Source organism: Thermosporothrix sp. COM3 (assembly GCF_059696735.1).
Genome location: NZ_AP019376.1, coordinates 6,460,625 through 6,480,871, shown reverse-complemented (window position 1 = coordinate 6,480,871; position 20,247 = coordinate 6,460,625). Strand labels below are relative to the sequence as shown.

At 55.3% G+C, this 20,247-nt stretch carries 5 protein-coding genes; all 5 read right to left on the bottom strand.

The genetic code is table 11. The annotated features are described in order from the left end of the window. Positions 1 to 17 precede the first annotated feature (17 nt). On the bottom strand, positions 18 to 5,498 hold the full coding sequence (locus KTH_RS27705) for an amino acid adenylation domain-containing protein (protein WP_497622127.1): 5,481 nt from the start codon (positions 5,496 to 5,498) through the stop codon (positions 18 to 20). After that, positions 5,495 to 9,424, bottom strand: a complete 3,930-nt coding sequence (locus KTH_RS27700; RefSeq protein WP_497622125.1) for a type I polyketide synthase — start codon at positions 9,422 to 9,424, stop codon at positions 5,495 to 5,497. The genes KTH_RS27705 and KTH_RS27700 overlap by 4 nt, the downstream gene beginning before the upstream one ends. Beyond that, a complete protein-coding gene (locus KTH_RS27695) occupies positions 9,324 to 14,525 on the bottom strand; it encodes a hybrid fatty acyl-AMP ligase/type I polyketide synthase (RefSeq protein WP_497622123.1) in 5,202 nt (1,733 codons plus the stop codon). Before KTH_RS27695 ends, KTH_RS27700 begins: the two co-directional genes overlap by 101 nt. A gap of 550 nt (positions 14,526 to 15,075) precedes the next feature. Further along, a complete protein-coding gene (locus KTH_RS27690) occupies positions 15,076 to 18,315 on the bottom strand; it encodes a S41 family peptidase (protein ID WP_497622121.1) in 3,240 nt (1,079 codons plus the stop codon). Positions 18,316 to 19,171: 856 nt separating this feature from the next. Further along, positions 19,172 to 20,188, bottom strand: coding sequence for an SIS domain-containing protein (locus KTH_RS27685; protein ID WP_497622120.1), 1,017 nt, complete (start codon positions 20,186 to 20,188; stop codon positions 19,172 to 19,174). Positions 20,189 to 20,247: the final 59 nt, after the last annotated feature.

The window sequence follows — 20,247 nt, the reverse complement described above, 5'->3', positions numbered from 1 at the left end:
GACTGAAGGGATCTGGTCTAGAAGTAGTAGGTCGCACATCCAACCTGAATACCAGAACCCACGGCGATGATCAGACCGATATCACCGGGTTGCGCAAGCTGCTGCTCGCGAACCTGCTGCAAGGCAAAGGGCAACGACGAGGTGTACAGGTCATGCTCAGCTCTGACATCCACCATCTTCTCAGGAGCAACGCCAAGCGTCTTCCCGAGTTCCTCAACAAATGATGAGGAGATCTGTGGAGGCAAGATACACTTGATCCGCGAAAGATCAAGCTGTTCCCGCTCCAACAGCTCCTTGACCGCCTCCTGAATGCACGCGATATAGTAGCTCTCCAGGCGCGGATCTTTGTTGAAGACCATAACCATCTTGCCGTCATGATACTCACAGTGCGCATCGAATGAGTCAACGTAGTCGGTGAAGTACTTGAAGACGAAGTTGCCGAAGCCCGTCTTCCCATCTGGACTCTCATCCAGTACCACCACCGAGGCCGTCTCTTCGATACCAAGCAGCTTATCAGGAGCGACCTCACGATTGTTCTCGATCTCTGCCGCCATTACCAGCGCCGTTTTCGCTTTCTGGCCCTGAATCATACCAGTCGCTGCGTGACAGGCATTCAAGAAGCCGATAGAGCCATTAAACACATCCAGAGCGAAGGTCTTCTTCTCTTCGGGCGTCTCGATCAAGTCGTTAATGCCCAACTCACCCTGCAACAGGGCAGCAATCGCGGGCTCACAAACCAATTCATCACGATACACGCCGGAGTAGATCATCAGGTCGATATCGTTGCGCTTTACCGAGGACCCGGTAAAGGCTCGCTCCGCTGCGACCTTGACCATCTCAAGCACCTGCTTTTTGACTTTGATGTCTCCCAGTTTCTCCAGCGTCTTTTCAACAGACTCAACCTTCATGCCCAACGGCACCGTTCCAACACTCTCAACCCGCACACGCTTCGCGGGTACAGAGAGCGCAACAGGAGCAGGAGTGACCTTCTCTGGCAGCTCCCCCGCATCAACCTTACGCATACGATCCGGCAGGTCATCAAAGGTATAGATTGCGGCACCAATCGTTGCCCCAGAACCAGTGATACCAAAAACGACATTATCCCCGGACTGAATGCGTCCCGAGCGAATGTGGTCCATGAGCGCCACAATATGGGTTGTGGTAGCCGTATTTCCTCGTTCGGCAATGTTGTTAATGACGTTTTCCTGAGTACACACCTCTTTACCATAGTAGCGGTTGATCTCGCGAGCGGCGTCACGAATGGTTGTACCGGACGTCTGGTGAATGATGACGTGCTGGAACGAGTCATGCGGGAAACCGGTCTGCGCGATAATATTGGCTGCATGCGCCACGGCATACTTCATGTTGACCGCCGAGACATTCACCGCGTCGGTGTACATGATCGCGCCACCATGCGGCTGATCGGTTGCCTTCGCGATACAGTCCCAACTGAAGCGGCCAAGCGAGAACATGTCGAAGGCATGGAAGCCAACTGACTGATCGTGTGCTCGTTCCAGGATCATCGCCGCCCCCGCATCACCAACCGTCATACACGGCAGCCGTGAGTCCATGAAGCCGGAAAGCTCTTTCTGCGCCGTCAGGGATAGATGCGTGATATACTCCCCGCTGACCACCATACCGCGCCGAATCAATCCCGCCTGCAAGAAGGCATCGACGATATTCGCGGCAGTAAAGAGACCAGTACAGGCATTGTCCACGTCGAAGGCAATAGCGTTTGTCATGCCAAAGTAGTGCTTCAAGCGAACTGCGGTACCCGGCTCAAAGGTGAATTGCATCCCCGGTCGATCACAGCGCGAGATATTGCCACAGATGATCATGTCGATGTCTTCCGGGCGATACTTCGAGCGATCGAAACAATCAGAGACCGCTTTGCGTGCGATGTCAATCGAGAACTCGGTCTCGCCAGCCATACGACGCGACTTGATGCCGGTCAGACGAGCAAGCGGGAAACGAATCGGGCGCTTACAGTTCTGAAGCAGTTCATCGGTCGTCACAGCTTTGGGCGGCAGATACACACCGATACTCTCGATGATAGTATTCACCTGCTCGCGTTGCGCTTCTGAAGTGGTCGGCGCTGCTGGCTGTGGCTCCACAATATGCACTTCGTCTGCCTGCTGCTCGACCGGCTCATCATTCGAGACGGTCTCTGGCGCTTGCTGCTCTTTATCCAGAGCGGCGGCCAGTTCCGCAATCGTTTGATACTCAAAGAGGCGCTCAAGTGGGAACTCAAGCCCCTGCTCTTTCGCACGGGCAATCATTTCCAGACTTTGAATCGATGCGCCACCGAGATCGAAGTAGTTGTCATGCACGCCTACTTTTTCCAGACCAAGCACCTCAGTCCAGATTTGGGCTAGCTTCTCCTCGGTTGCTGTACGAGGCGGCACAAACTCCGCTTCCAGCTCTGGTCTGGCCTGATCGGGAGCCGGGAGCGCCCGTCGATCTACCTTCCCGTTGGGCGTCAGCGGGATACGATCCAGGAACAAGAAGCTTGCTGGCACCATATAGTACGGAAGCCGCTCAAGCAGATAGCTCCGCAACTCTTCAAGGGAGATTCCCGCATCTTGCGGAGAGAGTCGCTGCGGTTCGGCCTCTGAAGAAGCTGTCGCTTGCTTCGGCACCAGATACGCCACCAGCCGCTTATGACCGGGCATATCTTCACGCGCCACAACGACGGCTTCCTTCACTGCTGGATGCTGTCCCAGTTCTGCCTCGATCTCACCAAGCTCGATACGGAAGCCACGCAGCTTGATTTGATAGTCGATACGCCCGAGAAACTCGATTGTTCCATCGACACGATAGCGAGCCAGATCCCCGGTTTTGAAGAGCCGCGCATGCTCTTTTCCGCTGAATGGATCGTGCACAAACTTCTCTGCGGTCAACTCAGGGCGGTTGTGATAGCCACGCGCGACCCCAACACCGCCGATATAGAGTTCGCCCGTCACACCAATCGGAACCGGCTGCATGCCTTCATCCAGAATATAGATCTGCGTGTTCGCGATCGGTCGTCCGATGGGCACCACTTTATCCCGACCCTCTCGCTGACAGGTCCAGGCCGTCACGTCAATCGCGGCCTCAGTCGGGCCATAGAGATTATAAAGATTGGCATTCAGGCGAGCAAAGAAGCGCTCTTGCAGGTCATAGGTCAGCGCCTCACCGCTACAGATTACCCGTCTCAGGCTCTGACAACGCTCCTCAAGGCCTGCTTCCAGCAGGAAGGCATGCAGCATGGAGGGCACAAAGTGCATGGTTGTGATGCGCTGCTCCTCGATCAGGCGCGCCAGATAGGCGGGATCCTGCTGTCCACCCGGACGCGCCATCACCAGACAGGCGCCGGTCTGCAAGGGCCAGAAGAATTCCCAGACAGAGACATCGAAGCTAAACGGCGTCTTCTGCATCACGCGATCATCAGCAGTAAGCTGATAGGCCTGCTGCATCCAGTAGAGCCGGTTGCAGACGCCACGATGCGTATTCATGACGCCCTTTGGTCTGCCAGTCGATCCAGACGTATAGATCATATACGCCAGATGCTCCGGACCAACTGCCGTCACCGGATCGACCACCTCTTCCTCAGAGTCGGCACCCCAACCGGCATGCAGGCAGATAACCCGGGCGCTGGTTTCTGGCAGGCGCTGCCGTAGCTGTTCCTGAGTGAGCAGGACAGGCACCTGTGCATCCTCTACCATATAGGCCAGCCGCTCCTGCGGGTAGTCCGGGTCCAGCGGGACATAGGCGCCACCCGCCTTGAGCACACCCAGAAGCGCGACCACCATTTCAATGGAGCGCTCCATACAGACACCAACCAACACATCAGGGCCAACGCCATGCGACTGTAACTCACGAGCCAGCAGGTTGGCCCGACGATTGAGCTCGCGATAGCTCAACGATACGCCCTCAAAGGTCAATGCCTCCGCATCTGGAGTACGCTTTACCTGCTCTTCTACCAGTTGATGCACTGTGGCCGTCTCAGGGAAGGGCGCCTCGGTGGCATTCCACTGATACAGAATCTGCTGACGCTCTTCCTCGGTCAACAGTGGCAGCTCCTGCACCCGCTGATCCGGCTGCGCGGTAACGCTTTCAAGCAATGTCAGGAAGTGGCGTTCCAGTCGCTGCAATGTCGAGCGATCGAACAGATCAACGTTATACCGGAAATCTGCGGAGAGCGAGCCATCAACCTCAAAGATGGTTAGCGTCAGATCAAAGGGGGCGCCCTGTTGCCCCATAATATAGGGCTCTAGCTCCAGCTCCTGAGCCATACGCAAAACAGGACCGGTCAGGCCAGCACGCTCAAGCTCTTTGCCGTCGCGTTTGCGAGGGCGATCCCAGATAAACAGCGACTGAAAGATAGGCGAGTAGCTCGGGTCACGCTTCGGTTGCAACTTCTCCACAAGCAGCGGGAACGGGTAATCCTGATGGTCAAGCGCCTCCATCACCGTGGTGCGTACTCGCGCCAGCAGTTCACGGAATGTCGGGTTGCCCGCGAAATCGGTGCGCATCGTCACCGGATTCACAAGGTAGCCCACGATCCGTTCGAGCTCGGCCTTATTTCGTCCGAGCATGGGCGTGCCCACCAGGATATCTTCTTGATGGCTATAGCGATAGAGCAAGGTCTTGAAGGCCGCCAGCACCAGAGTATAGAGCGTCACCTTCTCTGAGGCCGCCAGTTCGCGCAACTTGCCCGTCAACTCATCGCTAATCGGAAAGCTATGCGATGCACCGCCATAAGTCTGTACAGCGGGACGCGGTCGGTCAGTGGGCAGGCCAAGCACCGGCAGCTCTCCACTGAGCTTCTGTTTCCAGTATGACCAGAGCCGTTCACCCTCAGCCGACTCCAGCATCTCGCGCTGCCAGCGCACATACTCGGTAAAGTTCGGACCTGGCGGCGGCAGAATATCTTCTGTACCGGCTCGCTGTGCGGCATAGAGCAGATACAGCTCATCGACCAGGATATCCAGCGACCAGAAGTCAAGCGCGATATGATGCACCGTGAGTGCGAGCACGTATTCCCGCTCCCCGAGCTTGAAGATCTGCGGGCGGACAATCGGTCCCTTTTCCAGATCAAACGGCCGATTCCCCTCAACAAGGAGATGTTCTTCCAGTGCCTCCGCACTCCACGAGGTCGCGTCAACGACCTCGGCATGCACTTCCTGCTGCGGGTGGAAACATTGAACCGGCTCGCCATCCCGCATGGTATAAGTCGCTGTCAGAATCGGATAGCGACGAACAAGCGCCAGAAGGGCCTGCTGAAGCGCAGAAATATCTAACGCCGAGCGAATGCGGGCGGTGTATAAAAGATTGTAGGCGCTGCTTTCAGGCGCAAGCTGATAGAGAAACCAGAGCGCCCGCTGCTGCTGAGAAAGAGGGGCAAATTCAGCTTGCCCCTTCCCCCCTTGCTGTGCTCTTTCCTTTAGCAGCCGAGCAAGCAGCGCTCTTTTCTGTTCAGGCGAAAGATCCGCCAAACGCTTTGACGCATCATTCATCGGTCTGATTCCCCTTCCTGTACGATTTGCTGAAGCAGCGAGTCGATTTCTTCATCAGGAAGTTGTTCCAATTGAGCCAATAACTGTTCAGCCTCTCGGGCGCTGACATGGTTCTTTCCATTGGTATGAGCAGGCTCCTGACCATCCTCTTGTAGCATCTGCCCAAGTAAAACATCAACTTCCGCATCGGAGAGCTGTTCCAGTTGCTGTAACAACTGCTCAGCCTCATTCTGGCTCAGCGGCTTCTGCCCATTTCCATGCTGGACCGCCTCTGGCTCTGCGACAGGAGCCGGTTCGGCCAGCGGTATCATTTCAAGGACCTGCTCGGTAAACTGACGAATACTCGGTCCCTGCAAGAACATTACGATTGGTATTCGCACCTGCAATGCCTGCTCAACTCTGTTTTTCAGCTCAATCGCCATCAGGGAGTCAAGACCAAGCATGGTTAACGGTTGCTCAACATCCAGCTTTTCAGGTGACACGCGTAGTACTGAGGCCACCTGCTCACAGAGAAAGTGTTCAAGTTCCTGTTGCCGATTCGCAGTATCGCGCAGTGTTGTCAGAATGGCATCTTCCTGTGCCTCCTGAGACTGCTCCTCGTCTGTCGCCTCAAGCAAGTGAGCAACCAGTGGCAGTGATGCAACCTGTGGATAGAAGCGGCGCAAAAGCTCCCAATCCAGCTTTAGCACACCAATCTGTGCGATTGGCAGCGGGATCAGCAGATCCAGCGCGGCCAGCACATCACGCGGCGTGATACGCTGAATACCACGATCTTCCCAGTACTCGTGAACGCGCAGTCCTTCCTCGGTCGCACCGAAACCAATCTCCGAGACCGCACCCCAGTCGATACTGATGCCCGGCACGCCCTGCGCCCGCTGATAGTGGGCCAGCGCGTCGAGAAAGGCACTGGCAGCGGCATAGTTACCCTGTGCCGCCGAGCCAAACAATGACGCTCCAGACGAGAACGAAACAAAGAAATCAAGGTCCGCCTTCTGGAAGATGCTATGCAGCAACCAGCCACCAATCACTTTCGGGCGGAACACCTCACGCAATGCGAACGCATCCAGATTGACCAGCGGCTTGACCAGTGGGCGTCCCTCGCTGTCCTGCCAGACCGAGGCCGCATGGAATACCCCTTTGATTGGCGGCGTCCCCTGCTGTTGAGAGGTCGCCAGGAAGGCGTTCACTTGCGCCTCATCGGTCACATCAAGCGTAACACACTGCACCTGCACGCCGGTTGCTTCCAGCTCACGCACCTGCTGCACCAACTTACCCGTGCGACTTGCAGGGTCAAGCGAGCCCCATTGCGCTCGCGGCGGCACCTGTGTTCGTCCTGTCAGCACCAGGTATTTCGCACCTTTCCGGGCCAACCAACGCGCAACCTCAAAACCCAGACCCCAGAAGCCACCGGTAATCAGATAGGAAGCATCCGGACGAATCTGCCAGTCCTGTGCCTGGATATCGTGGCTCCTCTGCATACGCGCGACAAAGCGCTTGCCCGCGCGGAACGCGACCTGATCTTCGTGGTCTGTTGCCATCAGTTCCTGCGCGACCTGACGCGCATTCGTGGCAGGCGAGCTATCTGGCGCCAGATCGATCAGACCACCCCAGATCTCCGGGTGCTCCATAGAACAGGTGCGCCCCAATCCCCATAGCGGGGCCTGTCCGATTGCGAGCTGCTGCCCTGGTTCCTCAAGCGCCTGAGCATTGCGTGTGATCAGCCAGAGACGCGGCGGCTCCCCTCCAGCCAGCTCGATTAGAGCCTGCATAGTATAGAGCGCGGAACCGGTGCACCGCTCAAGATCCTGCTCAAGGGTTGAGACCGCAAGCTGTTGCTCTGAAGCCGCGTCCAGACTCCAGAGATGCACGACACCACGCAACGGCTCCGCTTGAACGGCCTGCTGCACCACACGGCGAATATCGTCAGCATTGGCAGGGCTCGCCTGATAGCGATCCGTTCCCAGAACCTGATACGTTTCTCCCTGTGTCACCACAGAACAGCGCTGCCCCTGTGAGACCAGCGCATCAAGCAGGCATTGACCGATCCCCTGGCGATCCATCAGGATCAACCAGTGTCCGGGACGCTCCGTTGCGGGCGCTTCTGTCTGTGACTCCTCTTTCCACTGCAACGTATAGAGCCAGTCAGACAGGTGATCCGGCGTGTGGGCCGGAGTCGCGGCCTCAGAGCGCTGTAGCTGAATACCCGAAGCCTCGATCAACACCTGTCCCGCGTCATCCAGAATACGCACATTGCCTTCCAGTACGGCGGCGCCTGGCACCGGCTCGGATGTCAGTACGGCATGGCTCCATACCTTTGCTCCCGGCTGCTTATGCAGCTTGAAGCTCTTTATCCCGGAAGGCAAATAGAGCGCGGACTGTCGCTTTACCAGACTATCGGGCAGGGTTGCTGTAACCACTTGCAAACAGGAGTCAAGCAATGCATGCGGGAACTGATATGGACCCGTAGCATCACCATCGTACTGAATGCGACCAAGCGCCTCACCATCTCGGCGCCAGAGCTGGCGAATAGCGCGATAGTCAGCGCCAAGCTCGATGCCATGCGTTTGCAAATCGGCATAGAACGTGGATACACTGACCTCATCGCGACACCGCTGCTGAATATCCTCAAGACGGTCTGAGGCAGCTTCGACCTGTGCTTCGGGTGCCCGCTCCTCACTCGCCTCCTGAGAGGTGGCATGCAGCACCAGGGGCTCTGGCTCGGGATCGGTCGGGAAGGTGCGCTCGGCCAGTTCCTTCAATTGATTGATATACGGGATACATCCCAGGGCGACATCAACTTCCAGGCCGAAATCAAGCTGGCAGGCGACCTCGTTGACTCCAGCCTCACGAAGCTGTGACACCAGATTCAGGCAGCTTTCAGGCGTTCCAAAGAGCACACGCTGCGTCGAAATCATGCGATCAAGCACAAACTGAAGGTATTCATCCAGATCCTGCTCGGATAGCGATGAGAGATCGACCTTCTGTCCCCGACTATAGGCGATGGCGTTCAACAGATACGATGCAGATTTCAGATAATTGCAGAATGGATCTTTCACCTGTTCACGCACCGTCTGCTCGTCGGGGCCCAGGAAGGTGTGCAACATCACGGACACCTGACCCGCCTGGGGATCAAACCCGTGCTCTTCCAGAGAGTCACGGTAAATACGAATTTTCTCAGCGAGTTCCTCAACACTCTGGTTATACATATGCGTCAGCAGGTTTGCCCCCATTTTCCCCGCACCCGCAAATGTCTTCGGATTACCTGCGGCTGTAACCCAGATAGGAAGCTCTTTCTGTACCGGTGTCGGGTAGGTTTTGATCTCGACCATCTCACCGGCACCATTCTTTGTCACAATCGATTCACCGCGCCACAGCTTCCGTACCGTCTCGATTCCCTGGAACATGATGTCATTGCGGCGTTCATAATGATCCGGGAAAAAGACAAAGTCGTTCGGGTGCCAGCCAGAAGCGAAGGAGAGACCAACGCGGCCATTGGACAGGTTATCCACCATTGCCCATTCTTCAGCGACCCGAATCGGGTTATGCAACGGCAGCACTACGCTACCGGAGCGCAGTTGAATCTTTTTGGTCTCACGCGCAATAGCGGCTTGAAGGACGGCCGGATTTGGGTATAACCAGCCGTCCTTAGTGAAGTGTCGCTCCGGTATCCAGATAGAAGAGAAACCGTAGCGGTCAGCCAGGCGAGCGCTCTCCAGTACCATATGGTACTTCTCCCCCCCTCGATACGGCGCTTCACTACTGGCAAAGTAAATGAGACCAAATGTTATCCCTTTAGCACACTTCTTTTGTTGTGTAGCTGCCACATTATCCTCCAGTTGGCAGGGCAACTTCCCTGTAATGACAGATCGTTCCACTGGCGTGCAGCGTCCATGCCTGGCGCTCTTGTTCTGATGCACCCACAGCATGGCTATAGACCTGGAAATGGAGCCGGTCGTTTGTATCAGGTGAGAGAAGAACCTGTATTTTTTGGAATCCCTGCTCCGGTATCAGCAAAAGCTTCTTTAGCTCCAACTCTGTGAGCTCATATTGTCCCGGCCCAAAAGCTTCTTGCATCGCAGACAGCGCCATCTCTACATAGGCCGAAACAGGCAGAGCGATCGCCCCTTGAATGCGGTGCTGTGCCAGGAAAGGGAGCCGCTCCAGATCAAGCGTACTTTCCCAGACATGCATCTTTGCAGGCACCACCAGTTCCGTATGGGAGGCCAGCAGCGGGTGACGCCCGTTCTGCTCAGCTGGCTTATGCCCGTTCTGTTTCAGGCTGGACGGCTGTCCGGCATCATGGGGTATGTTTCTCACCTCATGCCAGCAATGTTCACGCTCAAAGGGATATGTGGGCAGATCCAGTCGTTGCCGCGTCATCTCATCGCGATACCATTGTACATCCCATCCATATACATAGAGCGTTGCCACAGTGCGCAGAAGAACACCCCAGTTCTCCTGATCACGCCGTAAGGATGGGAGCCATGTTGCCCCTTCAATACATTGTTTGCCCATATTTGTCAGAACAGGATGCGGCCCCAGTTCGACAAACAGTGTATACCCCTGTTGCGCCAGCGTTTGCATGCCAGCCGCGAACTGCACTGCATTGCGCGTTTGTTGACGCCAGTATTCGGCGGATAGCGTTGTTCCCTGAGGCAAAATCTGCCCGGTCAGGTTACAGACAAGCGGTATCCGAGCCGGTGCATAGTGCACCCCTTTCGCGACCTGCTCAAATGCATCAAGCATTGGCTCCATCAACGGCGAGTGGAAGGCATGCGACACGGTCAAAGGATGAACGGTTATCCCTTCTGCCTCCAATGCTTTGACCACTGCCTGCACCTCTGTTGATGCGCCCGAAATCACAGTATTCCGCGGCCCATTGATCGCGGAAAGAGAAACCTTCTGATATGGCTTGAGCACCGCTGTCACTCGTTCTGAAGCGGCGAAAACGGCGGCCATCTCGCCTCGCTCTGGCAGTTCCTGCATCAGGCGACCGCGCTCGGCTATCAGCTTTAAGCCATCTTCCAGGCTCATGATGCCCGCGACACAGGCCGCGACATATTCACCCACGCTATGACCAAACACGGCGTCAGGCTCAACACCCCACGAACGCCAGAGCTCATAGAGCGCATATTCCAGAGCAAACAACGCAGGTTGCGTGTAAGCTGTTTCATGTAAGAGTGCCTCGTTCTCAGCATACAGGACCGAGAGTAACGGACGCTCCAGATAAGCGCGTAAGATCTCGGCACAGCGGTCCAGCGCCTTGCGGAAAGTCGGCTCCGTCTCATACAGTTGCCGTCCCATATGCACATACTGCGACCCCTGGCCGGTAAAGAGGAAGACCACACGCGGCTTCGTCTGCTGCTCACGCACCGAAAGCGCTCTATAAACAAGATCAGACGCCTCTTTCTCGGTGGCAAAGGCCTCTAGCTGCGCCCGCATCTGCTCAACCGATGAGCCAACGACCGCCAGCCGATGGGCGAAATGCACCCGCCCAGCCGCAGCCGTAAAGCAAAGATCAGCTAATGAGAGCGCTGGATGCGCTGCCAGATACTCGCTGTACTGGCGGGCCTGTTGCTTGAGCGCAGTCGCACTTCGCGCCGAAAGCTCCAGCACATGCGTTGGGCGCTCATGCTCACGAGTAGTGCGTTTCGGTTCCGGTGCCGCCTCCAACACCACATGCACATTCGTGCCGCCAAAGCCAAAGGCGCTCACGCCCGCGATCTTCCGTCGATCCGCCGGCCACGGCGTCGGCTGTGTAGGGATCGCGAACGTCGTGCCTTCAAACGAGATATGCGGATTCAGTTTCTGGAAATGCAGATGCGGCGGGATCTCACCTCGATGCAGACTGAGAATCGTCTTGATCAGTCCGGCAATACCAGCCGCCGCCTCCAGGTGCCCGATATTCGTCTTGACCGAGCCAAGCAGGCATTGCTGCTCAGGTGCCCGCTGTTCCATCAGCACGGCCTTCAGCGAGTCCACTTCAATCGGGTCGCCAAGTGGCGTACTGGAACCATGCGTCTCGACATAGCAGACCTGAGCGGGCGTGACATTGGCATTGCGAAGCGCTTGACGAATCACAGCCTCCTGAGAAGGACCGTTCGGCGCGGTCAGGCCATTGCTGCGCCCATCCTGATTGACCGCCGAACCACGAATCACAGCCAGAATCGTATCACCATCGCGTTGTGCTGCGGAAAGCGATTTCAATACCACCAGACCACAACCCTCAGCACGGACATAGCCATCTGCCCGTTCATCAAAGGTATAGCAGTGGCCCTGTTCCGACATCATATGTGCCTGCGAGAAGGCCACAGTCAGCTCAGGCGTCAGAATCAGGTTGACGCCACCTGCCAGCGCGGTCTCACACTCACCATTACGAATGCTCTGACAGGCCATATGGACCGCGACCAGCGACGAAGAGCAGGCCGTATCAATTGCCATACTCGGGCCGCGCAAATCAAGGAAGTAGGACAGGCGGTTCGCTGCAATGCTGTGCGCGTTTCCAGTTCCGGTATAGGCATCGACTGCTGTGATGTCGCGGAATTGCAAATGCGCGTAATCGTTACTGCTGATTCCAACAAAAACGCCTGTTTGCGAGCCAGCCAACGATGTCGCAGGAATGCCAGCATGTTCCAGCGCTTCCCAGGCAACCTCAAGGAGTAACCGCTGCTGAGGATCCATACGCTCCGCTTCTCTTGGCGAGATACCAAAGAAGTAGGGGTCAAACTGATCGACCTGCTTGAGGAAGCCCCCCCACCGCGTGACCATCTTGCCTGGTTGTGAGCGATCGGCGTCATAGTAATCCTGAAGGTTCCAGCGCGACGCTGGCACTTCCGAAATACCATCCACACCATTGCGCAACATCTGCCAGAATGCCTCGGGTGAATCTGCTCCCGGGAAACGGCAGCCCAGACCGACAACAGCAATCGCCTCGTTTGCCACAGGCTTCGACTCAGTCTCCTGTGGCTCTTCAAGCGGCTGAACCGGTGGTCGTTCTCCCGCAAGATAACTTGCCAGCACCTCAATATTAGGATAGTCATAGACCAGGGTTGGTGGCAACTCGCGCCCAAGCCAGTCCTGAAGATCAGCCGAAATGCTAATCGCCTGATAGGAGTCCATGCCATACTGGGCGAAGGGGGCACGGATATCGATCTCCTGAGGCCGGAGTTGTAGCGCTTCAGCCAGCTGCTTCACCAGCCATGTCTGAATCTCCTGTTTGCTCTTTTGGGGCACCGCTTCTTCAGGTTGCGCGTGCTCCTCTTCCTGAATGGACTGTGCCTGTTCGGGAACCAGCATCACTACCGTTTCCAGTTCGCCATCAAGGAACGCCTGGCGGGTCGCTCGCCGCTGCACCTTTCCACTGGACGTCTTAGGCAGTGTGCCGGTCTTAATCAGACAAATCGCATACACCTGAAGCTCATGCTCAGCCGCGATAGCCTGGCGGGCCGCGGTCAACACTTCGGTAAGATCTCGCTTCAGATACGAGCGCTCTATCTCGGCTACAACAACGAGCCGCTCTTCGCCTTGCACTTCAATCGCGAAGGCGGCACTATTGCTCTGCCGGATTGCAGCATGACTCTTCTCGACTGTCAGTTCAATATCCTGCGGATAATGATTACTGCCTCGAATAATAATCAAATCTTTCAGGCGTCCGGTGATATAGAGCTCATTTTGACTGATAAAGCCCAGATCTCCGGTGCGCAGATAAGGCCCCTCGCCGTTCGCCAGATGAGCGTGGAAGATCTCCTCCGTTTCCTCCGGGCGCTGCCAGTAGCCCTGAGCGACACTTGGACCAGAAACCCAGATCTCGCCCACACGATCGGGCGGGCACTCCACACGCTGCTCAGGATCGACAATAATCACCTTCTGCACAGGCAGGCTGTTCCCGATGCTGACAAGCGTGCGTGTATCGCGTTCATCGGCGGCGTCGCGTACCTCATTCTGTTCCAGCGCACGCGCAGACAGCGAACGGACGGTCGGGAAGACCCCTTTTTCACCCGCCGAGATCACCAGGGTTGCTTCTGCCATGCCATAGCAGGGATAGAAGAACCGCCGCTGAAAGCCACATTCAGCGAACGCCTCTGAGAAACGTTCAAGCGTCTCTGCGCGGACCGGCTCAGCTCCATTGGCGACAGTCTGCCAGTGGCTCAGATCGAGCTCGGCCTTCTGCTCGGGCGTGATCTTGCGAACACAGAGATCAAATGCAAAATTAGGGCCACCGCTGATGGTAGCCTTCTTGTCAGAGACAGCTTTGAGCCAGCGGAACGGCTTCTGTAAGAACGCCGCCGGAGGCAGAATAGTAGAAGGGAATCCGGCATACAACGGCTGTAGGATGCCCCCGATCAGACCCAGGTCATGATACAGAGGGAGCCAGGTGACAGCGTGAGCCTCCTCCGGGTGACGGCAATACTGCTCAACAATTGTTGAGTTAAAGAGCAGATTCTGATGGGTCACCATTACACCTTTGGGGAGACCGGTTGAGCCAGAGGTATATTGTAAAAATGCTAATGCATCGTTACTGATGCCAGGGTCACGCCAGACCGATGCCAGTGAGTCTGGCACATCTTCAATAGCTACGACCGGCACGTTTTGAATTTCAGGAGAGTTATGAACCAACCCGCGCACTCTAGACGAGAGCGCCGTTGTGGTGAGAACAATTGCCGGTTGAGCATTATTTGCGATCGCACGGAACTTGCTCACAGCACGTTCAGAACGCGCCGCAGAAGGAGGATACATCGGGACAGCAATAATACCACTATAAAGACAGCCAAAAAATGCAGCTATAAATTCCAGACCTGAAGGATAGATCAAGAGCGCCCGATCACCCTTGCGCGCATGCTCCTGAAGAAATGCGCCTATACGGCGGGCCTGCCTATCCAGTTCAGCATATGTGAAATGGTCCCTTTCAAACTCTCCATCTGCCAAAAATGAGTATATCCGCTGCTCAGGGTGCCGCTCGACTCTCCAACGAAGCAGGTCAACCCATGTAGAAATTTCAGTCGTTGGAATGGAAATACGCTTACTCAAGGTAATGCTTCCTAATTAGAGGGCAAGTGAAGCCTTCTTGCTAGACATTTCAGGACTTCGGTGGGAGAACATCGCTACTGTTCCGCTTGATTATACATTCACCCGTGAAACGGTGTCAACGACATTTCAGTAGCCCTCCTCTCTCTCTTGAAGTTCATTCCACTGGTGAAGAAACAGCGACAATGGTCCCTCACATCTGAATCCGACAAATAATTACAAGAACGGTATATCGAACCTTCTACAGAAGAGAAGGAAAATGGTGTTCGCTGAATATCGACTCTGGCTATATGTTCACTACTGCTATTCCAGATGGAATAAGCCGTACCGAAATTCTATCACGTCCACATTTTGAGTGCCAACAGCGAGCGCACAGGCGAACTTTCACCCACCTGTTCTCGCACGCAAACGAGTAAAGGCATTTTCACTAGTTTATCATACCGCTCCAGGCAAAACATGCCGATAGCACAATAGAGGCTTCCCCTCGAACAGGTGATGACGGAAAAAAAGATGCCGCCAGAGCCGACGACATCCTTTTTCATCACCGAACAACTTACGACAAACTGGTAGGACGTGTCAGGCGCGGTCGCTCGCCAGGGTTCGGCTCAAGCACCGGCACTTGCTCTATCTGTTTCAGTGCCTCTTCAATAGCCCGCTCTAACTGTGGATCACGGTCATTTACATAATCCTGTGGAGCGTTATCTATCTCAATATCTGGATCGGTTCCATAGTTCTCAACATTCCAGCCCACATCTTTGAACCAGAAGGAATACTCGGGCTGCGTTGTCACCGTTCCATCAACCAGCCGATGTGATGGGCTGATCCCGATCACACCACCCCAGGTCCGTTTTCCAAGCAAGGGACCTAGCCCCATCAGCTTAAAGCTGTGGCTGAAGATGTCGCCATCCGAGCCCGCCTGCTCGTTTGTCAGAGCCACAATCGGTCCTCGGGGGGACTGAGAAGGATAGGGTTCCGGCAAGCCCCAGCGCGGGAAATCATAGCCGATACGACGACGCGCCAGTTTTTCCAGTAACAGAGACGAGACATGGCCGCCACCGTTAAAGCGCACATCGACGATTAATGTCGGGTAATCATACTCCATCAGGTAGCTACGATGGAACTCCGCGAAGCCTTCACCCCCCATATCAGGAACATGGATATAGCCAACCCGTCCATCCGAGAGCTCATGCACCTTGCGCCGATTCGTCTCCACCCACTCACGATAGCGAGCCGGCATTTCATCATCGAGCGCCTTGACCACAACCGTGCGGGTCTCTTTACTCTCAGCATCTTCAATCAGGAGTTGCACTTCCTGTCCCGCCTGGTTCACCAGCAACTCATCAGGACCGATAGCAGGTTCAATCCGTTGCCCGTTAATCGCCAGGATCGCATCACCCACGGCAACATCAATGCCCGGTGTGGTTAGTGGCGAGGTCTCACGTACATTTGTGGGGTCTCCCTTGATGATTCGAGCTACACGATAACGCTCGCTCTGGGCATCATATTTCCAGTCGATCCCCAGGAAGCCCTGACGATAAAACGGCGGCTTGCGATATTCGCCCCCCATCTCATAGGCATGCGAGGTTCCCAGTTCTCCCTGAAGTTCCCAGAAGAGGTCTGAGAGCTCCGAACGTGAGCCAACCCGTTCCACCAGAGGCGCATACTGCTTATAGATCGCCTCCCAGTCGATGCCGGACATGTCTTCAGTCCAAAAATGCTCGCGCTGGAGGCGCCATGCCTCAGCAAACATTTGCTTCCACTCAGCCACAGGATTGACCGATACCTTCACCCGATGCAAATCCAGCCAGCCACTTTCACGCCCCGGCTGATCATTATTCTCTTTGGGCTTCTCTCCTGCTTTCAGCACACGGAGACGATGTCCCGAGCGATAGAGAAGCGTTTTAGCAGTTCGCGACAGCGTAAAGGAACTGATGCCTTCCGCGAGCTTCTCCGTCTTATACTGCTCGAAGTCATAGTACTCAAGGGTACCTTTGGCCTGTTGCTCATCATGACCGGAGAGCACACCAACCACCGGAACCGAGAGAAAGAGAGCCTTATTCTTGATGCCACGAATCGCCACGTAGCGTCCCTCGCTGACCGGAAAGGGCAAAACACGTTCGGTAATACCCTCAAGATCGATTTTGATCGGTGCGGGCTTCTTCTCGTCGGTCTCGCTGCTCTTCTGCTCGGCATCCGTGCCTTTCTCATCCTTATTCTCGGGCGCTTCCTCGTCCGGCGCTTTCGCCTCAGGAATAAAGGGCGAACGCAGGTCACGCCTCAGCAGGATCACATAGGGCTTGCTGCCTTTCGGGAAGCTTAATTCAAATTGCAGGTTATCATAGACTGGATTAAAGATCCGCTCGCCGATAAAGTACAGATACTTGCCATCGGGATCAAAGGCAGGTTTCGTATCATGCAGAATCGGATTCGTCACCTGATGCGTCGCACCAGTCTCTACCTCACAGAGCTTGATTGCGGTCTGCTGATTTGAAAGCGCAAAATCATAGGCCAGCCAGCGGCCATCAGGAGACCACGAGATCCCCCGCATGCGTCCGGCCTTGCTCTGATCCAGCACTTTCGCCTCTTGTTTCTCCAGATCAACCAGCACCAGTTCATTGCGATGATTGGCAATCGCCAGCCGATCATCAACCGGAGAGATTGCCAGAGTGACAACCCGACCGAACTCGATATCAGCAAACACCTCAGCCTCTCCCGAGCTCTCAGGGTTAAAGAGGACGACCGCCTCCCGTCCGGGCTCATCACAGATTGCGACCAGGCGCTTTCCATCGTTCAGCCACTCAAGGAAACGATACCGGACGCCGTCTTTCTTGCCATGCTGTAAAACGGCCCCTTCCCAGTTCCCCATTGAGAATGCCTTACCGCGCGTGGTCAACGCGACCGCATGTCCCTGTGGATGCAAGGCAGCAGTATCAAGGAATGCCGCTGCGGGAACGAACTTCCGATTCAGTTGCGTACGAATGCTTGGCAATTCGACCGGGATCTGTCGTCCTTCGCCACTGGCCGGGTCAAAGAGGTACAGTTCAGCGCCAGCGTGGTAGACCAGACGGTACCCATCGGAAGAGAGATTGCGAGCATAAAAATCAATATGGTCTGTGTGCCGGCGCAGATCCTCACCCATAGGCGTACAGGAATAGATATTCCCGATTCCCTCGTGATCGGACAGGAAATAGATGCGGTCCCCTATCCAGCAGGGATCGACAATATTCGCATGGAGATCAAGCAGGCGCTTGAAGGTTCCATTTCCCTCAACGTCGCACCAGAGATGCCCCGCGGTACCGCCACGATAGCGTTTCCAGTGCGCAGGCTCTCGATGGTTCAAACGTCCGAGTACAACACCTCCATCAGGGCCATAGGAAATAGCGTTCGCCAGACCAACCTGCACCGTGCGCGGCGCTCCCCCTTCAGGTCGTACGGCCTGAATCACTGTTGCACTGCGGTGGAACTGCCCCGCGATTGTCGCGTAGAGAATCTCCGATCCATCTGGCGTCCAACCAACCACTTTACAACGTGCCGCCCCCTGGTACGTCACACGTCGTGCCGGACCACCAGACGCGGGCATGACATAGACTTCGCTCGGTCCCTCCTCGCGTCCAACAAAGGCTAGCAGTTGCCCATCAGGAGAGAACCGGGGATAGCTCACCTCACCGACGCCAGCGGTTAAGCGCTCAGCACGCCCTCCTTCACTGCTCACCATCCATAAATCATCTTCTGCCACAAAAACAATCGTATCCTGGAAAATATGCGGATAACGTATATAACCTTTCGCTGGCATATCTACTCCTTACTTTAAGAGCTCGTACCACTTGTCTGCGGATATCACGCCTTATTGTACCACAGCAATAAATTATAGAACAAAATTCTCCTCCCCTATACGCTGCGAAAACGAATCAATCCGCCGCTCATGCGACACTCTCTGGCGCTTCAACAGCAGGCCCACTATACCCATCTTTTTATATACGTGGTCGTCGATATCTTGTTGTATGTGGATTATGACAAGGAGTGAGCTCGTTCATAGCAACCGGAGGCTCTTTCACTGTACCATGAGGATCACTGACAGAAAAGGAGAAAGGAAGTATTGTCAGAAGAGGATACATCCCACGTTTCCTCTTCACTACACCGGGGCTTTGTACCTGGCATCTTGCTTGCAGGTATAGCACCCGCCAGTTCAACAAGCAGGTACGACGTTACCGGCCATACATCCAGGCGATATCCGCCGCAAGATCACCAGTATCAAAAGAGAACACCATTCTAACACAATACCACACTACGATCATCTACAGCGATGAGGCAAAATCAGAGACGCCCTTGACTGCGGGTGGACTGGCGGCCCTGAGCTATGAGCATTTTGCTGATACAACTGGTAAGAACAGGTTCCGCAAGTAAAAGCAGCTATCTGCCGCCCCCTTCAGTTCAGCCGTACTCGTCAGAAAGCCGCCCACCCTCTCAACAGATGTGCCTGTTAAGAGGCTTTTGATTTTCTCTGCCTCTGTATGGCCTTGCGCCATTCATCCCCACGCGTCAAGCCCGGGGACTTTCTGGCGCAGCCCGAAATACCCCTATAGTAACGTATATTCTGCATATAAACAGAGCAGAGAAAGCAACGAGGACATGTGTCAGGTCTCTACCAATTAGAGCGTAACGCGCCCCATCGCTGTTTTCCAGGGCTCCATATCAATATGAATCGTATCAGGGTTGCTCTGGCGAATACGCGCTATCTCCGCAACCAGGCGCTGTAAGGGAACAACAGCGACAAATGGTCGCAGCAACTGCTCAACCGGAGCGAATAGCAAATCAGCCTCTTGCGTGCCACAGGTAAACGCGGTTCCACCCAGTTCTTTTACCTCGTGATACAGCTCCTGCATCCGTCCGCCATCATCAAGAGCCGAAGTGATACAGAGAGCGCCAAGCTTCTCATGAAAAGCGGCAGGAGGTCCATGCAGCACATTCTCAAGTTCAAAGCCCTCGGCCCAGATGTATGTACCTTCTTTGAGCTTCAGTGCAGCCTCTTCTGCGGTAATGGCATCAATCCCATAGCCCGCGACCAGTATGGGATAACAGTGAGCCAGTTGTTCCGCAACAGTCACAGGAGCCGGAAACTGCAAGGTCTGCTCGATCGCCTCAGGGATACGCTGTAACGCGGAGTACCACGACGTCTTTGTTGCATTGGTATAGTGGGTCACCAGAGTTGCCAGCACGGCCAGCGCGCTGAGATATGAGACAGTATGTGTGCTGGAACGTTCTCCAGGACAGGTTGGCAGGATCAGATCAACTGATGGTGGCGGCGGTGTCTCCTCGCTGGTCACGATAATCGTATAGGCCCCCGCCTGACGAGCCCGCTCCAGCGCTTTGAGCGGGTAGGTTTTGGTGCCCCGATGCGAGACCACTACAACCTGATCTTCAGCAGAGACAGGAATCGAAAGTGCGAACTCATGAGCCGAGTATACACGCGCATACTGCTTGCCCTGAGAGAGCGCGTCTACCCAGTAGGCTGCTACACGGCAGGCATGATAGGAAGTTCCGATGCCCACCAGAATCAAAGGGCGATCCGGATCAAGGAGCTTGCTCTGTGAGGCGAGGCGCTGTAATACAGCCTGAACTGCTGCGGGTTGTGATGCGATCTGTTCATCTAGAGCAAAATAGTGCATATTCTTCTTCCTTCCTTCTCTTGCAGAAGTTTCTCGTTATTTCTGGTACTATTGTAGAG

What these genes read in the sequence shown, in the direction of transcription:
- KTH_RS27705 (WP_497622127.1), bottom strand. Translation starts at nt 5,498, where the DNA reads ATGAATGATGCGTCAAAGCGTTTGGCGGATCTTTCGCCTGAACAGAAA.
- KTH_RS27700 (WP_497622125.1), bottom strand. Translation starts at nt 9,424, where the DNA reads ATGCTGTGGGTGCATCAGAACAAGAGCGCCAGGCATGGACGCTGCACG.
- KTH_RS27690 (WP_497622121.1), bottom strand. Translation starts at nt 18,315, where the DNA reads ATGCCAGCGAAAGGTTATATACGTTATCCGCATATTTTCCAGGATACG.
- KTH_RS27685 (WP_497622120.1), bottom strand. Translation starts at nt 20,188, where the DNA reads ATGCACTATTTTGCTCTAGATGAACAGATCGCATCACAACCCGCAGCA.